16 protein-coding genes are annotated in these 16,071 nt (G+C 67.5%); 10 read left to right on the forward strand and 6 right to left on the reverse strand.

Annotated elements, in window-relative coordinates:
• The first annotated feature begins 7 nt into the window (after positions 1–7).
• Together KK141_RS02865 and KK141_RS02870 are read left to right on the forward strand one after the other, a co-directional pair.
• The gene (locus KK141_RS02865) at positions 8–409 is read left to right on the forward strand and encodes a RidA family protein (protein WP_214570865.1); all 402 of its coding nucleotides are present in this window, start codon (positions 8–10) and stop codon (positions 407–409) included.
• 190 nt (positions 410–599) lie between these two features.
• Positions 600–1,973 (forward strand): gluconate:H+ symporter, encoded by a 1,374-nt coding sequence (locus KK141_RS02870; protein WP_250901495.1) that lies wholly within the window; start codon positions 600–602, stop codon positions 1,971–1,973.
• A gap of 71 nt (positions 1,974–2,044) precedes the next feature.
• Here the strand turns inward: KK141_RS02870 and KK141_RS02875 are convergent, their stop codons facing one another.
• Complete coding sequence (locus KK141_RS02875) at positions 2,045–3,652, reverse strand: FAD-binding protein (RefSeq protein ID WP_214570866.1); 1,608 nt, start codon at positions 3,650–3,652, stop codon at positions 2,045–2,047.
• Positions 3,653–4,037: 385 nt separating this feature from the next.
• Here KK141_RS02875 and KK141_RS02880 point away from each other — a divergent pair, with 385 nt between their 5' ends.
• The 3 genes from KK141_RS02880 (at position 4,038) to KK141_RS02890 (ending at position 7,691) form a co-directional block, all read left to right on the forward strand.
• Complete coding sequence (locus KK141_RS02880; protein WP_214570867.1) at positions 4,038–4,703, forward strand: response regulator; 666 nt, start codon at positions 4,038–4,040, stop codon at positions 4,701–4,703.
• A gap of 67 nt (positions 4,704–4,770) precedes the next feature.
• Complete coding sequence (locus KK141_RS02885; protein ID WP_214587334.1) at positions 4,771–6,105, forward strand: sensor histidine kinase; 1,335 nt, start codon at positions 4,771–4,773, stop codon at positions 6,103–6,105.
• 218 nt (positions 6,106–6,323) lie between these two features.
• Positions 6,324–7,691: a glutamate--cysteine ligase gene (locus tag KK141_RS02890; RefSeq protein WP_214570869.1), complete on the forward strand. Its 1,368-nt coding sequence runs from the start codon at positions 6,324–6,326 to the stop codon at positions 7,689–7,691.
• A 58-nt stretch (positions 7,692–7,749) separates the two neighbouring features.
• Here KK141_RS02890 and KK141_RS02895 read toward each other — a convergent pair whose 3' ends face one another.
• Positions 7,750–8,211 carry a DoxX family protein gene (locus tag KK141_RS02895; protein WP_250901496.1) on the reverse strand — a complete coding sequence of 154 codons (462 nt, stop codon included), beginning with the start codon at positions 8,209–8,211 and terminating at the stop codon, positions 7,750–7,752.
• Between the two features lie 276 nt (positions 8,212–8,487).
• Between KK141_RS02895 and KK141_RS02900 the strand changes: the two genes are divergently transcribed.
• The 4 genes from KK141_RS02900 to KK141_RS02915 all read left to right on the forward strand — a co-directional run bounded on the left by KK141_RS02900 (position 8,488) and on the right by KK141_RS02915 (position 11,561).
• Positions 8,488–8,769: a hypothetical protein gene (locus KK141_RS02900; protein WP_214570871.1), complete on the forward strand. Its 282-nt coding sequence runs from the start codon at positions 8,488–8,490 to the stop codon at positions 8,767–8,769.
• A 186-nt stretch (positions 8,770–8,955) separates the two neighbouring features.
• Positions 8,956–9,804 (forward strand): DUF692 domain-containing protein, encoded by an 849-nt coding sequence (locus KK141_RS02905; protein WP_214570872.1) that lies wholly within the window; start codon positions 8,956–8,958, stop codon positions 9,802–9,804.
• On the forward strand, positions 9,801–10,586 hold the full coding sequence (locus KK141_RS02910) for a DNA-binding domain-containing protein (RefSeq protein ID WP_214570873.1): 786 nt from the start codon (positions 9,801–9,803) through the stop codon (positions 10,584–10,586). The genes KK141_RS02905 and KK141_RS02910 overlap by 4 nt, the downstream gene beginning before the upstream one ends.
• A 54-nt stretch (positions 10,587–10,640) precedes the next feature.
• Positions 10,641–11,561, forward strand: coding sequence for an AraC family transcriptional regulator (locus tag KK141_RS02915; protein WP_214570874.1), 921 nt, complete (start codon positions 10,641–10,643; stop codon positions 11,559–11,561).
• 52 nt (positions 11,562–11,613) lie between these two features.
• On the opposite strand, the gene KK141_RS02920 is transcribed toward KK141_RS02915, so the two are convergent.
• The 4 genes from KK141_RS02920 to bioD all read right to left on the reverse strand — a co-directional run bounded on the left by KK141_RS02920 (position 11,614) and on the right by bioD (position 15,508).
• The gene (locus tag KK141_RS02920; protein ID WP_214570875.1) at positions 11,614–11,997 is read right to left on the reverse strand and encodes a hypothetical protein; all 384 of its coding nucleotides are present in this window, start codon (positions 11,995–11,997) and stop codon (positions 11,614–11,616) included.
• Between the two features lie 139 nt (positions 11,998–12,136).
• Positions 12,137–14,326: a peptidyl-dipeptidase Dcp gene (gene dcp, locus KK141_RS02925; RefSeq protein WP_214570876.1), complete on the reverse strand. Its 2,190-nt coding sequence runs from the start codon at positions 14,324–14,326 to the stop codon at positions 12,137–12,139.
• A 102-nt stretch (positions 14,327–14,428) separates the two neighbouring features.
• A complete protein-coding gene (locus tag KK141_RS02930) occupies positions 14,429–14,779 on the reverse strand; it encodes a hypothetical protein (protein ID WP_214570877.1) in 351 nt (116 codons plus the stop codon).
• A gap of 48 nt (positions 14,780–14,827) precedes the next feature.
• Positions 14,828–15,508: a dethiobiotin synthase gene (gene bioD, locus KK141_RS02935; protein WP_214570878.1), complete on the reverse strand. Its 681-nt coding sequence runs from the start codon at positions 15,506–15,508 to the stop codon at positions 14,828–14,830.
• 58 nt (positions 15,509–15,566) lie between these two features.
• On the opposite strand from bioD, the gene KK141_RS02940 reads away from it, so the two are divergent.
• On the forward strand, positions 15,567–16,067 hold the full coding sequence (locus KK141_RS02940; RefSeq protein ID WP_214570879.1) for a GAF domain-containing protein: 501 nt from the start codon (positions 15,567–15,569) through the stop codon (positions 16,065–16,067).
• Positions 16,068–16,071: the final 4 nt, after the last annotated feature.

Raw genomic sequence — 16,071 nt, forward strand, 5'->3', positions numbered from 1 at the left:
CTCAAGCATGACCGATCCCATCGTTCGATTCGGCGTCGAAGGCGGCTCCGGCACCGGCGGCCAGCATCTGCCCTTTGCGCGCGCCGCGGGGGCCGACGGCTGGCTGTTCGTATCGGGGCAGACACCGATGGTGGATGGCGAGGTGATCCACGGCGGCATCATCGAGCAGTCGCACCAGACCATCCGCAACCTGATCGCCATTCTCGAAGAAGCCGGCTACGGCACCGAACACGTCGTGCGCTGCGGCGTGTGGCTGGACGACCCGCGCGACTTTCCTTCGTTCAACCGCGTGTTCAAGCAGTACTTCGGCGCGCACCCGCCGGCGCGCGCCTGCGTGGTGTCGAGCATGGTGGTGGACTGCAAGGTCGAGGTCGACTGCGTGGCCTACAAGAAACCGCAGGCGGTGTGATCGACATGCGGAATCTAAGCGTTCGCACCTGAGGTTTCAGACCTGCAGGTAGGAGCTTTCGCAACATCGCAATCCACATCCATAGGAGTCTGCTGAAAACAACGCGCGCAACGCCGATTGCCAACCGATTGGAGCGTTTTGTAAGGCATGTTGAGCCGGTGTCCCGTATCCATCGCGCACCGGTGAGGCAATGAATCCCATACAAACCAACTTTCTGTTGCAAGGCGACGCCTTGCTGCTGGCGGCAACGCTGGCCGTGGCCGTCCTGATCTATCTGATCGCGGCGCTCAAGCTCAATCCCTTCGTCGCCCTGCTGGCCGTGTCGCTCGGCCTGGGCGTAGCGGTCGGCATGCCGATGAAGGGCATCGTCAAGGCATTCGAGACCGGCGCCGGCAATACGCTGGGCCATATCGCGCTGCTGATTGCGCTGGGCACCATGCTCGGCAAGATGATGGCCGAGTCCGGCGGTACCGAACGCATCGCGCATACGCTGATCGCCGCGTTCGGCGAGCGGCGCGCGCACTGGGCCATGATGTTCGTGGCCTTTATCGTCGGCCTGCCGGTGTTCTTCGACGTCGGCTTCGTGCTGCTGATCCCGGTGGCCTTCCATATCGCCCGGCGCGCCGGCCTGCCGCTGCTGCTGATCGGCCTGTCGATGGCGGCCGGCCTTTCGGTGGTGCATGGGCTGGTGCCGCCGCATCCCGCGGCCTTGCTGGCGGTCACCGCGTACAAGGCGGACATCGGCAAGACCATCCTCTATGCGGTACTGGTAGGTCTGCCCGCGGCGATTATCGCCGGGCCTCTGTATGCCCGCTGGATCACGCGCTACGTCGTCGTCGAAGGCGACAATCCGCTGGAGAAGGAATTCGTCGAGATGGACGGCGCGCGCCAACTGCCCAGCTTCGGCATCGCGCTGACCACGCTGCTGCTGCCGGTGCTGCTGATGCTGGTCGGCACCTGGGCGGACCTGCTGACCACGCCGGGCAGCGGCGCCAACCAGCTGCTCGCCTTTCTCGGCAATCCGGTGGTGGCCTTGCTGGTCGCGGTGCTGCTGAGCTTCTACACCTTCGGCAAACGCCGGGGCTTCAGCCGCGAAACCATCCTCGGCTTCACCAACGACTGCCTGGCGCCGACGGCCACCGTCATCCTGGTGGTGGGCGCGGGCGGCGGCTTCGGCCGCATCCTGCTGGATTCCGGCGTTTCCCACGCCATCATCGCCGCGACGCAGTCCTCGCAGATCTCCCCGCTGCTGCTGGGCTGGCTGATCGCCGCCCTGCTGCGCATCGCCACCGGCTCGGCGACGGTCGCCATGGGCACGGCCTGCGGCATCGTCGCGCCGATCGCCGCGGCGGCGAGCAAGGCGGTGCATCCGGAACTGATGGTGCTGGCCACGGGCGCCGGCTCGCTGATCCTGTCGCACGTCAACGATGGCGGCTTCTGGATCGTGAAGCAGTACTTCAACATGACGGTGACGCAGACGCTCAAGACCTGGACCGTGCTGGAAACGCTGATCTCGATCATCGCGCTGCTGCTTACCCTGGGCCTGGCCACGATCGTCGGCTGATGGGCTTGAACGATCCGGGAGCGCGAATGCTCCCGGATCGACCTCATGGCATGCCGACGCGGCCTCGATCGTCAGCTGCGGTGGACCGGCGGCGGCGTGGCCCCCAGCGACATCGAGAAGCGAAAGATCCGGCCTGGGTCGTATTTGTTCTTGGTGGCGACCAGCTCCTTGTACAGCGCCCCGTAATAGAGTTCGCCCCAGTTGTAGTAAGGCTTGGACGGGTCTTCGCCGGCCAGCATGTCGATGTCCGGATAACCGATATAGCAGCCCTCGTAGCGCGATGCCGGCAAGGCCAGCGACTTCGGATACGGCGTGCCGTTATAGCCGTCGAAGCGATGCACTTCGTAGTAAAAGTCGCGCAGCCACTGGATGTGCTTCTCGTCGTTGGCGCTGTCCGTCCAGTAGGTCTGGTACTGCAGCTTCATGATCGAGTTGCGCTGGAACACCGCGGTCCGATTCGCGGCCGGATCGAAGCCGTTGTTCCCCGAGGACTTGCGATTGATGGCGCCGCCGTAGGAATCGACCTGCACCAGCGACTGCGAGAAGTCGCCGTCGCCCTCCTGCACCAGGTACTTGAAGAGCGCGTCGATCTCGTGGTCGGTAAAGACGTCCTTCATGTACGAGGACTTGTACTTGCCGCGCTGGTTGTTGCCCGAACCGTTGACTGTCTGCGTCGCATACAGCCAGTCGTACACGATGGAGCCTTCCGGTAGTTCGCCCGCTGCCTGCCGCGAGACAGGATGCCGCGCAAAAGGAAGCGGCCCCGTGCCCGGCATGTAAGCGGTGTGCGGCGCGCCTTCGGCCACCGAATCCATCGCCTTGATCAGATCGAGCAGCGGCTGGGTATCTTCCAGCTGTCCGTTCTGGTCCGTGTACTGCACCACCAGGCCGATGTTTCCTGCGCTGATATGCGTCAGCTTGAACAAGGTGAACAGGCCATAGGTGCGGGGATCGCCGTCGGCCCGCTTCATGTAGTTGGCATAGGCCTGCAGGAAGGCCTTGAACCTGGGCTTGTCGTTCGCGAACTGCGACCACGGATACTGCTTCACCAGCAGCGCCACCTTGGCGGGCGCCTTGGGCAGCGGGTCGAAGTGATAGCTGGTGATGATGCCGGCGTTGCCGCCGCCACCGCCGCGGCAGAGCTTGAACAGATCCGGATCGTTGGTGGCGTCGACCAGGCGGCGCTCGACCGCCCCGTTCTTGCCCACGGTCAGCAGCTCCACCGCCTTGAGCCAGTCCACGGTCAGGCCGTGCATGCGCGACATCAGCCCGTAGCCGCCGGCCACCACATGGCCGCCCACGCCGACCGAATAGCACGAGCCGCCCGGCGGCAGGCTGCCGGTGAGCTTGAACAGGTTGACGTAGCCGTCCCAGTTCTGCGTGCCGGCGCCGACGCGGTAGGTACTGTCGTCGACGCTCAGCTCGGTCAGCTGGCCGATGTCGATGATGACGCCGCCGGAATTGTTGGATACGAATCCTTCGTAGCAATGCCCGCCGCTGCGGACGGTGGGGCGCAGCCCCTGGTTCACGGCGTTCTGCAGGGCGCGTTCGGCATCTTCCACGGTGCGGCAGACGTAGATCGCGCCGGCGTCCTGGCCGGGGGACGGCCAGCGCTGGTTGAAGCCCTTCTTCAGGGTTTCGTAGCGGGAATCTTCTTTTCCAATCGAAATGTATGACATGGCAAACCCTCGCCTGATTGATGATCCATGGCGCTTCGGTGTCGAAGCTGGGGGAACACGGAGTGGCAGCCGTTGTGCCGGAAAGGTCGATCGCCCGTCCCGGGCCGCGCTGCGGGCGTCTCCGTGGCGATCATCTTTGCCGAGGCCCCGTGGGAACGGCGTGGTTTGGGCGGGAGATTCGGAGCGCATCCCGCGCATCCAGTATTTGTACGAAATTGGCGGCTTGATCGATCGAAACCTGCGCCGCGGAAAACCCTTAGGCGTGATGGCGGCGTATTCGAAGCGCCAGCCCCCGGCGACCTTAGTTTTTTCTTAGCCGGTACCGGCTGTTTCCCGCGGGCATGGGCCTGCTAGCATGCCGGGCACTCCGTTCACCGTGCCTCTTATGCGCATATTGCTAGTCGAAGACGATCCGCTGGTGGCCGATGGCATCGTCCGTGGCCTCACCGGCGAGGGCTATGTGGTCGACCACGTGGGCACCGCCGAACCGGTCTCCGGGATGATGGACAGCGCCCACTACGACATGGCCATCATCGACTTAGGGCTGCCCGGCGAGGACGGCCTGAGCCTGGTGCGCCGCCTGCGCCGCTCCGGCCAGGGCCTGCCGCTGCTGATCGTCACCGCGCGCGACGGCCTGGACGACCGCGTCAGCACGCTGGACCTGGGCGCCGACGACTACCTGGTGAAGCCCTTCGCCCTGCCGGAACTGGCCGCGCGCTGCCGCGCCCTGATCCGCCGGGCCAGCGCCGCCAGCGCCAACGAGCTTACCGTCGGCGGCCTGCGCATCGACCTGGCCGGCCGCCGCGCCATCAATGCCGCCGGCGAGGCGCTGGAACTGACCCGCCGCGAATGGTCCATCCTCGAATGCCTGGCGCACCACAGCGGCAAGGTGGTGAGCAAGGAGCGCCTGACCCAGGCCATCGCCGGCTGGAGCGAGGACATCTCCGGCAACGCCATCGAAGTGCACGTGTCGCGCCTGCGCAGCAAGCTGGGCGACTCGGCCTCGATCCGCGGCATCCGCGGCCTCGGCTACCGGCTCGAGGACGGCTGACATCAAACCGCGGCGCCCCAGCGTCCGCCGCCGTCTGCTGGGCTATCTGCTGGCCCCGCTGACGGTGATGCTGGTGGTCGGCGTGGCGATCGACCATCACTCGATCGTGTCGCCGATCTACGCCTCGTTCGACCGCTCGCTGGCGCGCGCCGTGCTGGCGATCGCCGCGCAGATCCACCGCCAGCCCGGCGGCCAGTTCGACATCATGCTGCCGGACCATCCGCCGCCGCCGCTGCGCGCGCTGCCGGAAGAACGTTTCTTCTATCGCGTCAGCAATGCGCAGGGCTCGACCTACGCCGGCTCCGAAGACCTGCCGATCGTGCCGGCCGAGAAGGACGACGAATTCGCCTACGCCGACACGCGCTACCAGGGCCTGCAGTTGCGGCTGGTGAGCTATCGCGTGATCGAAGGCGGCGAGCCGCTGGTCATTACCGTCGGCGAGACGCCGCTGCGCCGCGACATGGCGGTGCAGCGGATGGATCTGTCCTTCGGCGTCAACGACAGCATCCAGATGCTGCTGGTGTTCGGCATCGCCCTGTTCGGCATCAGCGTGGCGCTGCGCCCGCTGCAGCGGCTGCGCGACCAGATCGCCAACCGCCCCTCGCACAACTTCACCGCCCTGCCCACCGACAACGTGCCCAGCGAAGTGCTGCCGCTGGTCGAATCGCTCAATGCGCTGCTGGGCACGGTGCGCGACTCCGCGCTGTCGCAGCAGCATTTCCTCGCCAATGCCGCGCACCAGCTGCGCACGCCGCTCACCGGAGTGAAGGCCCAGCTCGAAGTGCTGGCGCGCGACACCGCCGGCACGCCGCTGCACGAACGCATCGCCCTGCTGCACGGCGGCGTTGACCGGCTGGCGCATACCGCCAACCAGCTGCTGGCGCTGGCCCGCGCCGAACCCTCGGCGCACGGCTCCAGCCGCTTTCTGCCGGTGGACCTGAGCAAGCTGATCACCCAGGTGGTCAGCGCCTCGCTGGACCGCGCCCTGGCGCACGACATCGACCTGGGCGCCGACTGCCAGCCGGCGCGCGTGGCCGGCGTGTACTGGGTGCTGCACGAGCTGCTGATCAACCTGGTCGACAACGCCATCCGCCACACACCGGCCGGCGGCCACGTCACCCTGCGCTGCGGCGTGGAGGGCGGGCGGCCGTTCCTGGAAGTGGACGACACCGGCAGCGGCATCCCGCCGGCCGACCGCGAAAAGGTGAAGGAACGCTTCTACCGCGGCCCCAGCAGCGACGGCGACAGCTGCGGCCTGGGCCTGGCCATCGTCGAGGAATCGGCCCGCGCCCATGGCGCCAGCTTCAGCATCCTCGACGGCCGCTGCGGGCGCGGCGCCCGCATGCGCATCGATTTCCCGGTTCGCGCACCGGATGCCGGGCGGCCGTCGCCGGGCGGCTGAGCACGACTCAGTACTCATGCTTGGATCCTTCTCCCTCCGGGAGAAGGTGGCGGCAGCCGGATGAGGGTCCGGCCGGAGCGGTGCACATCACTCTTGCGCTCCGCCCGCACCCTCACCCCAACCCCTCTCCCAAGGGGAGAGGGGCTTTATGTAATGCGGCACTTTGAAAATCGCCCGATCACCCCCACAGTGCTGCGATTCCCGCGAAGGAGCCGATCGTGTCCATACCCAGTGCCGTCAAGAGCACGCCCATTGGCGACCGCCAGCAGCTGGTCGACTACCTCGCCGCCGGCGAGAAGCCGCGCGAAGCCTGGCGCATCGGCACCGAGCACGAGAAATTCGGCTTCCTCACCGACGACCTGCGCCCGCCCACCTTCGAAGGCGAGCGCGGCATCCGCGTGCTGCTGGAGCGCCTGGCCGAACGCTACGGCTGGGACATCGCGCGCGAAGGCGACACGCCGGTGGCGCTGTCGCGCGACAAGGCCTCGGTGACCCTGGAGCCGGCCGGCCAGCTGGAGCTCTCCGGTGCGCCGCTGGAGAACATCCACCAGACCTGTTGCGAAGTGAATACGCACTTGAACGAAGTGCGCTCGATCGCCGACGACCTCGGCATCGGCTTCCTCGGCATGGGCTTCCAGCCGAAGTGGCGCCGCGATGAGATGCCGTGGATGCCCAAGGGCCGCTACAAGATCATGCGCGAATACATGCCCAAGGTCGGCTCGCTCGGCCTGGACATGATGACGCGCACCTGCACCGTGCAGGTCAATCTCGACTTCGAAACCGAAGCCGACATGGTGCGCAAGTTCCGCACCAGCCTCGCGCTGCAGCCGATCGCCACCGCGCTGTTCGCCGATTCGCCGTTCACCGACGGCCGTCCGAACGGGTATCTCTCGTACCGCTCGCACGTGTGGACGGATACCGACCCGCACCGCACCGGCATGCTGGATTTCGTGTTCGAGGACGGCTTCGGCTACGAACGCTACGTCGACTACATCCTCGACGTGCCGATGTACTTCAGCTACCAGGACGGCCGCTACATCGACCTGGCCGGCCAGGACTTCAAGCGCTTCCTGCGCGGCGAACTGCCGGCCCTGCCCGGCACGCACGCCACCATGAAGGACTGGGCCGACCATCTCACCACCGCCTTCCCGGAAGTGCGCCTGAAGCAGTACCTGGAAATGCGCGGCGCCGACGGTGGCCCGTGGAACCGCCTGTGCGCGCTGCCGGCGCTGTGGGTAGGCCTGCTGTACGACGACGAGGCGCTGAGCGCGGCCTGGGATCTGGTCAAGGATTTCAGCCGCGAGGAACGCCACGCCCTGCGCGACGGCGTGCCGAAGCAGGCGCTGAAGCTGCCGTTCCGCGGCCATTCGGTGCGCGAGCTGGCGGCCGAGACACTGAAGATCGCCGCGCACGGCCTCAAGCGCCGCGCCCGCCTCAACCGCAACGGCGCCGACGAGAGCATCTTCCTGGAGCCGCTGCTGGAGATCGTCGAAGCGAACCAGACGCCGGCCGAGCGCAAGCTCGAGCTGTTCAACGGGGCGTGGAACGGCAGCGTGGATCCGGTGTTCCGCGAATTCGCCTACTGAGCTGCCCTGCACGGCGGCGACATCGGCGAGGCGCGGCATCCACCGCGCCTCGTGCGTTTCAGTCCCGCGCGCGGATGCCCAGCCAGCGCGCCAGCAAGGTATCCAGGCTCGCCTTGCCCGGGCCGGCCATCAGCAGCCAGAACAGAATCAGGATGTAGGTGAACTCGGAGCTCTCGACGTATTCGTCCAGGCCCGAGATATCGCGCGACACCACCAGCGTCAACGCGACGATCATATTGATCAGCATCGGCACGCTGATCAGGCGCGTGCACAGGCCCAGCATCAGCAGGGCGCCGCCGATCAGGTCGGTCCAGGCCGATACCGTGGCGCTCAGCAGCGGAAACGGAATGTTCCAGCTGGCGAAGCGCTCGGCGAAGCCGTCCACGTGCTGCACCTTGGCGATGCCCGTCTCCAGCCAGAAGTAGCCGAAGCCCAGGCGCATGACCAAGGGCCCCAGCCAGCGCCCGGCATGCAGCAGATCGAGCAGGCGCGAGGCCTGGGCAGCAAGGAAAGTACGCATCGCAGTGGTCCGGTCGAGGAAAGTGGGCGGCATCTTCGGCCGCGCCCGGCGGCCCCGCCATGCCCGGGCGTCCACGCTTTCTTGCCCGGGGTCCGGCATCGCCGACGTTCGGCGCGACCGGACGATCGGGCATGAACCACGGATACCAGGACACATTCGCCCCCGCCCCGGGGCGCGCAGAATGCCCGGCGTCGAGACCGACCCGCGCCACCGGCGCACGGACTGGACATCACCGCCGCCCCGGGCGGCACCCACACCTCGAGAGGGAGTTGAACCATGAAGAAGACTCTGCAGAGCGGCGCGATGGCCGCGATGGTCGCCGGCCTGTTCGCCATGACCGCGGCCTCCGCCGCCATGGCCGACAACGCCAAGGGCGACAAGGCCCAGGGCGCGACGGCGTCGGTCAAGTGCATGAACTCCTCGGCCTGCAAGGGCCACGGCGCATGCAAGCAGGCGAGCAATGCCTGTAAGGGCCAGAATGCGTGCAAGGGCCAGGGCTTCACCATGCAGAAGAGCCAGGCGGACTGCGAGAAGGCGCAGGCCGAGAACAAGGCCTGATGCTTTAAAGCCCCTCTCCCATCGGGAGAGGGGTTGGGGTGAGGGTTCGGCCGGAGCACAAGAGTGATGTGCACCGCTCCGGCCGTACCCTCATCCGGCTGCCGCCACCTTCTCTCCCACGGGGACTACCTTCGGGTCGCCGCCGGGAGAAGGATTCACTCTTGAAGATTGAGGAGGTAACGCGCGATGAGCCATGTCGATAACGAGCGCCCGCCCTACCTCGGCTACGGCCTCGGCCTGCGCGTGGAGTACTACCAGGAACTGCTCGACCACCCGCAAAGTGTCGACTGGCTGGAGATCGTCTCCGAGAACTACATGGTCCCCGGCGGCCTGCCGCTCGTGTGGCTTGAACGTTTCCGCGCGCGCTTTCCGCTGGCGATGCACGGCGTGTCGCTGTCGATCGGCGGCACCGATCCGCTGGACGAGGGTTATCTCGCGCGCCTGGACGCGCTGGCCCGGCGCATCGAGCCGGCCTGGGTGTCCGACCATCTGTGCTGGACCGGCGTGCAGGGCGTGAACCTGCACGACCTGATGCCGCTGCCGTATACCGAGGAAGCGCTGGACCACGTGGTCGCGCGCGTGCGCCAGGTGCAGGAGCGGCTGCGGCGGCGCATCCTGCTGGAGAACGTCTCCAGCTATATCCGTTTCGCCGATGCGCAGCTGGAGGAATGGGAATTCCTCGCCGAAGTGGCGCGGCGCGCGGACTGCCTGATCCTGCTGGACATCAACAACGTCTACGTCAGCGCGCGCAATCACGGCTTCGATGCGCTGCGCTATCTCGACGGCATCCCGGTCGAACGCGTGCAGCAGTTCCATCTCGCCGGCCACGAACACGGCGAGGCGCTGCTGGTGGATACGCACGACGCGCCGGTGCCCACGCCGGTGTGGACGCTGTACGAGGCGGCGGTGCGCCGCTTCGGCGCCGTATCGACCATGATCGAACGCGACGACCACATGCCGCCCCTGAGCGAGCTATTGGCCGAGCTGGAACACGCGCGCCGGCTGGCCGCCCCCTTGGCGAAGGCGGCCGCATGAGCGAGCTGCAGGCCTTGCAGCTGCGCCTGCAGCGGGCCGTGATGGCCTCGGCCGCGACGCCCATGTCCGAGCTGGTCGGCGACGGCATCGCCGATGCGAAAAGCCGGCTCGCCATCTACCGCCACGGCTACCGCGCGCGCCTGCGCGAAGCGCTCGGCAACGAATTCCCCACCCTCGCCAGCCTGGCCGGGCGCCGTTTCAACGCGCTGCTCGACCGCTATATCGACGCCTGCCCCTCCGAGCACTACAACCTGCGCTGGCACGGCGCGGGACTGGCCGCCTTCCTGCGCTACGCGCTGCCCTGGCGCGACCGGCCGGCGTTCGCCGAAGCGGCCGAGCTGGACTGGGCGATCTCCACCTGTTTCGACGCCGCGGACGAACCGGTCATCGGCGCCGAGGCGCTGGCCGCCGTCGCGCCGCAGGACTGGGCCGCGCTGCGCCTGCTGCCGCAGCAGCACCTGCAGTGGCTGGCGCTGTCCACCAATGTCGACGCCTTCCGCACCGCCGTGGACGCTGGCGCGGCGCGCCCGCATCTGCGCCGGCGCGCGCGGCCGCGGCGCCTGCTGGTGTGGCGCCAGGAACTGAGCGTGCGCTACCGCGCGGTGGAGCCGGCCGAAGCCGCCCTGCTGGCCGCGGCGGCGCGGGGCGAACCGTTCGCCGTGCTGTGCGAGCTGGCCGCGGCCGATGCGCCGCCGGAGCAGGCGCTGGCCCGCCTCGCCACCCTGCTGCGCCAGTGGGTCGACGCGGGCCTGATCCGCGAGCTGCAGGCCGGCGGCATGTAACCGCCGGCCCCTCCGCACCGAAGCTTTGGGCGAACCGCTGCGAAAGGAACGCCCATGTCCGCCCTGCCCAGCTCCATCCCGGGCCAGCCCGTGCCAGGTCAAACCGGCCCAGCCCAGCCCTGCGCCGTGTCGCCCGCGCTGGAAGCCCTGCTGCTCCAGTCGAACCTGCGCGTCGATATCGTGGCCGAGCTGCAGTACTGCGGCTCCTGGTTCCTGGAGGAACCGCGCTACCACTGCGGCCTGTTCCACCTGGTCGGCGCCGGCCACTGCCGCGTGGAAAGCAAGGCGATCGGCCTGCGCATGGAGCTGGCCGCGGGCGACCTGGTGGTGCTGCCGCATGGCGATCCGCACCGCCTGCGCGGCGCCGGCCACGACGATGACGCGACCAGCCTGATCTGCGGCGAGCTGCATTTCCCCGCGCATGCGCGGCACCCCTTGAGCCACGCCTTGCCACCCTGCTTCGCGGTGCGTTCCAGCGAGGCCGGCAGCATGTTCCGCCAGCTCGCCGAGATGATGGTGCAGGTCTCGCAGTCGCGGCAGGCCGGCCGCCAGGTGCTGCTCAACAAGCTGGCCGACACGCTGTTCGCGCTGGCCGTATGCGACTACGCCAGCCGCAGCGCGGAACGCCAGGGCCTGTTCGCCGCGCTGGCCGACGCGCGCATCTGCAAGGTGCTGCATGCCGTGCACGAGAAACCCGGCGAACCCTGGACCATGCCCTCGATGGCTTCACTGGCCTGCATGTCGCGCTCGGCTTTCGCCGAACGCTTCACCCAGCTGATGCACATGCCGCCGATGCAATACGTCACGCAGTGGCGGGTGAGCGTGGCGGAGCAGTTGCTGCGCGAACGCCAGCTGTCGGTGGCGGCGATCGCCGAACGCCTGGGCTATGCCAGCGAAGCCGCGTTCCGCCGGCTGTTCAAGCGGGTGAGCGGCACCAGCCCCGGTGCGGTGCGCGCGGACGCGCTGGCGGCATGAAAAAGAAGGGCCGGCACAGGCCGGCCCTTTCCGATCGAAAACCTGCGCCGGCTCAGATGTCGCCGGCCGTACCGTTGCAGACCGCACCGGCCGAAGCATCGCCGATATAGGCGCCGGTCGCGTCCTGCACCGTGACCTTCATGATGATGTGGTCGTTGTACGGCTGCAGGCACTGGAAGGTGCACTGCGCCTTGTGGCCCAGCAGGCCGCTGTTGTTGCAGTGGAACGGCGCGGACAGATGCGCGGTGCCGGTGAACGACCAGTTGTAGACGAACGGCGTGGGCGAACCCGGGCTGGTCGCGGTGGCGTCGCAGACATTGACGCCGCACGACAAGGCCACGCCGGCGGATTGCGCGTGCGCCGCGGGTGCGGCGGCGAACAGGCCGAACGCGGCCGACAGAACGACAGATGCAAGCATGGACGGCAGTTTTTGCATGACCTTCTCCGTAAGTGAATGCGAAAAACGTTTCCTTTCCGTACAACCATTGCTGCAGAACGCGTCCCGTCTTTCCGGCAGGACGCCGTGCGGCGTGGCGGCGCATCGTCCGATGCACCGCCGCGCCGCGACACCGGGATTACTTCTTGGCCGCCTCCGCCTTCAGGCCGCGGTCGATCAGCATCGGCTCCACGCTGGGGTCCTTGCCGCGCCAGTCGCGATACAGCTTGCCCAGCTCCACCGTATTGCCGCGCGACAGGATCATGGCGCGGAAGCGGTCGCCGTTCTCGCGGGTCAGGCCGCCGTGCTCCTTGAACCATTCGAAGCCGTCGTCGGCCAGCATCTGCGTCCACAGGTAGGCGTAGTAGCCGGCGGCGTAGCCATTGCCCCAGATGTGCTGGAAATAGCTGGAGCGGTAGCGCGGCGGCACGTAGCTGAGGTCGATCTTGTCCTTCTTCAGCGCCTCGGCCTCGAACTTGTCGGCGTCCTGCTTGGGTGCGTCGGCGCCCAGGCTGTGCCAGTTCATGTCGAGCAGCGCGGCGGCGACCAGCTCGGTCATGTCGTAGCCCTTGTTGAAGGTGCCGGCCTTCTTGATCTTGTCCACCAGCGCCTGCGGCATCGGCTCGCCGGTCTGATAGTGCTTGGCGTAGTGGGCGAAGATCTTCGGATCGGTGCCCCAGTGCTCGTTGAACTGCGAGGGGAATTCGACGAAGTCGCGCGCGGTGTTGGCGCCGGACAGCGTGGGGTACTGCGAGTCGGCGAACATGCCGTGCAGCGCGTGGCCGAACTCGTGGAACATGGTGGTGACGTCGTCGAACGACAGCAGGGCCGGCTGGCCCGGCGCGGGCTTGGTGAAGTTGGCGACGTTGTAGACCACCGGCTTGGCGCCCAGCAGCTTGGACTGGTCGACGAAGTTGCTCATCCAGGCGCCGCCGCCCTTGTTGTCGCGCTTGAAGTAGTCGCAATAGAACAGCGCCATCGAGGTGCCGTCCTTGTCGAACACTTCGAACACGCGCACGTCCGGCTGGTAGACCGGGATGTCCTTGCGCTCCTTGAAGGTCAGGCCGTAGAGCTGGTTGGCGGCGTAGAACACGCCGTTCTGCAGCACGTTGTCCAGCTCGAAGTACGGCTTGATCTGGGTCTCGTCCAGGTCGTACTTGGCCTTGCGCACCTGCTCGGCGTAGCGGCTCCAGTCCCAGGCTTCGAGCTTGAAGCCGCCCTTCTGCTGGTCGATCACCGCCTGGATGTCCTTGGCTTCGGACTGCGCGCGCGCGGTGGCCGGCTGCACCAGGTTGTGCATGAAGCTCAGCGCCGCATCGGGCGTCTTGGCCATCTGGTCTTCCAGCTGCCACGCCGCGTAATTCGGGAAGCCCAGCAGCTTGGCCTGCTCGGCGCGCAATTGAGCGATGCGCTCGATCTGGCCGCGGGTGTCGTTGTCGTCGCCGTGCTCGGCGCGGTCCCACGAGGCCTTGAACAGCGCCTCGCGCGTGGCGCGGTCGCTCAGGCTCTGCAGCTGCGGCTGCTGCGTGGTGTTCTGCAGCGGCAGCACCCACTTGCCGTCGAGCTTGCGCTCCTTGGCGTCCTGCGCGGCGGCGGCGATATCGCCGTCGGAAAGGCCGGCCAGCTTGGCCTTGTCGTCCACCACCAGCGCGCCGGCCTTGGTGGCGGCGAGCAACTTGTTGGTGAACTGCGTGCTGAGGGTGGACTCTTCTTTATTGAGCTCCTTCAGCTTGGCCTTGTCCGCCTCGGACAGCTTGGCGCCGTGGTGCACGAAGTTCTTGTAGACCACCTCGACCAGGCGCTGCGATTCATCATCGAGCTTCAGCGTCGCGCGCTGCTGGTACACCGCTTCGACACGCTTGAACAGCTTGTCGTTGAGGTAGATCGCGTCCTGGTGCGCGGCGAGCTTGGGCGCTTCGTCTTCCTGCACCTTCTGCAGCGCGTCGCTGGTGTTGGCGCCGGTGACGGCGTCGAAGGCGTGGTTGACGCGGGTGAGCAGCGCGCCGGCCTTTTCCATCGCCACGTAGGTGTTGTCGAAGCTCGGCGCTTCGGGATTGTTGGCGATCTGCTCGATCTCGGCGAGGTGCTGCTTCATGCCCTCTTCGATCGCCGGCTGGTAGTCGCTCTCCTTGATCTTGTCGAACGGCGGCGCGCCGAACGGCAGCGTGCTGGCGGCGAAGAACGGATTGGCCGACGGCGCCTCGGCGGTGGCCGGCGCAGAGGCGGCGGCAGCCGGGTGATCGGCGGTCTTGGCCGCATCGTTGGACGGCTGCGAGCAGGCGGCGAGGGCGAGCGAGGTGGCGATCGCCAGGGCGCGGAGAGGCGGCATGGAATTTCCTTGGTGCATGAAAAAACCGACTGTAACCACAGCCGGCGCACGCGTCCAAGGGCCGGAAGTCAGCGCGCCGCGGCGCCGCGGCGCGCCAGGGCGTTACGCCGCGCGCATGTCGCGCAGCTTCCAGCTCGGACCGATCAGCAGATTCAGACGATGCCGCACGATGCTCATCGGCAGGTCGGTGATCAGATCCACCTCCGTGTGCAGGTCGGCGACCTGCGCATGTACTTGCGCCGACGGGTCGGTCTTGCCCAGCGCGGGATCGACTTCGTCAGGCTCCTCCTGCATCGCGCGCCAGCGCTCGAACAGGCCCGGCTCGCGCAGCGCCTGTTGCAGCGCCGCAGCGAAGTCGTTGGGGCCGGCGCCTTCGTAGCTCAGGCTGGGCTCGGGCCCGCGGGCGTGGCCGAGATCGTCGATGGAGAGATAGAAGTGGCTGCGGCTGGCCATGCGGAACTCCTTGTGCGGTACCTGCGGGCAAGCATGCCCCAGCGTGCGTCAAGCAATGATCGACTTCACGTTCAAGTGGCGCGCGGCGAGCGCGGGTTCCACTTCGCCATGCGGCAGCACACCCAGGCAAGGCGCATGCAGCAGGGTGCGCAGCGTGGCGAGGTTTTCCTCAGTCGCATCCATGGCCGGGTCGATGCGGTTGGCGATCCAGCCGGCCAGCCGGCAGCCGTCGGCCACGATGGCGCGCGCGGTCAGCAGCGCGTGGCTGAGACAACCCAGGCGCAGGCCGACCACCAGGATCACCGGCAGCTGCCAGGCCTTGGCGATATCCGAGGCGAACAGGCCCGGCGCCAGCGGCACCAGCCAGCCGCCGACGCCTTCCACCACCACGCGGTCGTGGCTGGCCTGCAAGGCATCGAAGGCTTCGCGCAGCGGCGGCAGCGCGATGGTGACGCCTTCGTGCGCGGCGGCCAGGTGCGGCGACAGCGGCTCGCGCAGTGCGATGGGATTCACCAGCTCGTACGGCAGCGGCACGCTGCCCGCGGCGAGCAGGGCGAGTGCGTCTTCGTTGCGGCGCCCGTCCGGCGTATCCATGCAGCCGCTCGCCACCGGCTTCATGCCGCAGGCCGATTCGCCCGCTTCGCGCAACGCGTGCAGCAGCGCGCAGGCGGCGTGGGTCTTGCCGATGCCGGTATCGGTGCCGGCGACGAATACGGCGGGCAGGCTCATGCGGCGTTCCTGTGGGAAGTGGGCGCATAATACGGACTTTGCCGCCGGATCCGCCGCCATGTTCGAAGTCGCCACCGCTACGTACGCCAGCAAGCAGGAACACTATGCGGACCTGTGCGAACAGATGCGCGGCATGCTCGCCGGAGAGCCGGATCTGATCGCCAACGCGGCGAATTTCTCGGCCCTGGTGTTCCACAGCCTGCCGGACTTCAACTGGGCCGGCTTCTATCTGTACGACGGCAACGAGCTGGTGGTCGGTCCGTTCCAGGGCAAGCCGGCGTGCATCCGCATCGCCATCGGCCGTGGCGTCTGCGGCACCGCGGCGCAGACGCGCGAGACCCAGCTGGTGCGCGACGTGCACGCCTTCGCCGGGCATATCGCCTGCGATGCGGCGTCCAACTCGGAGATCGTGGTGCCGCTGGTGCGCAAAGACGGCAGCCTGCTCGGCGTATGGGACGTGGACAGCCCCCTGGTCGCGCGCTTCGACGACGAAGACCGCGCCGGCATGGAGGCGCTGTGCGCGGTCTTCATGGAAGCGGTGGACAGCGCCGCGCGCTGAGCGC

Source organism: Dyella sp. LX-66 (assembly GCF_018599165.1).
GTDB lineage: Bacteria > Pseudomonadota > Gammaproteobacteria > Xanthomonadales > Rhodanobacteraceae > Dyella_D > Dyella_D marensis.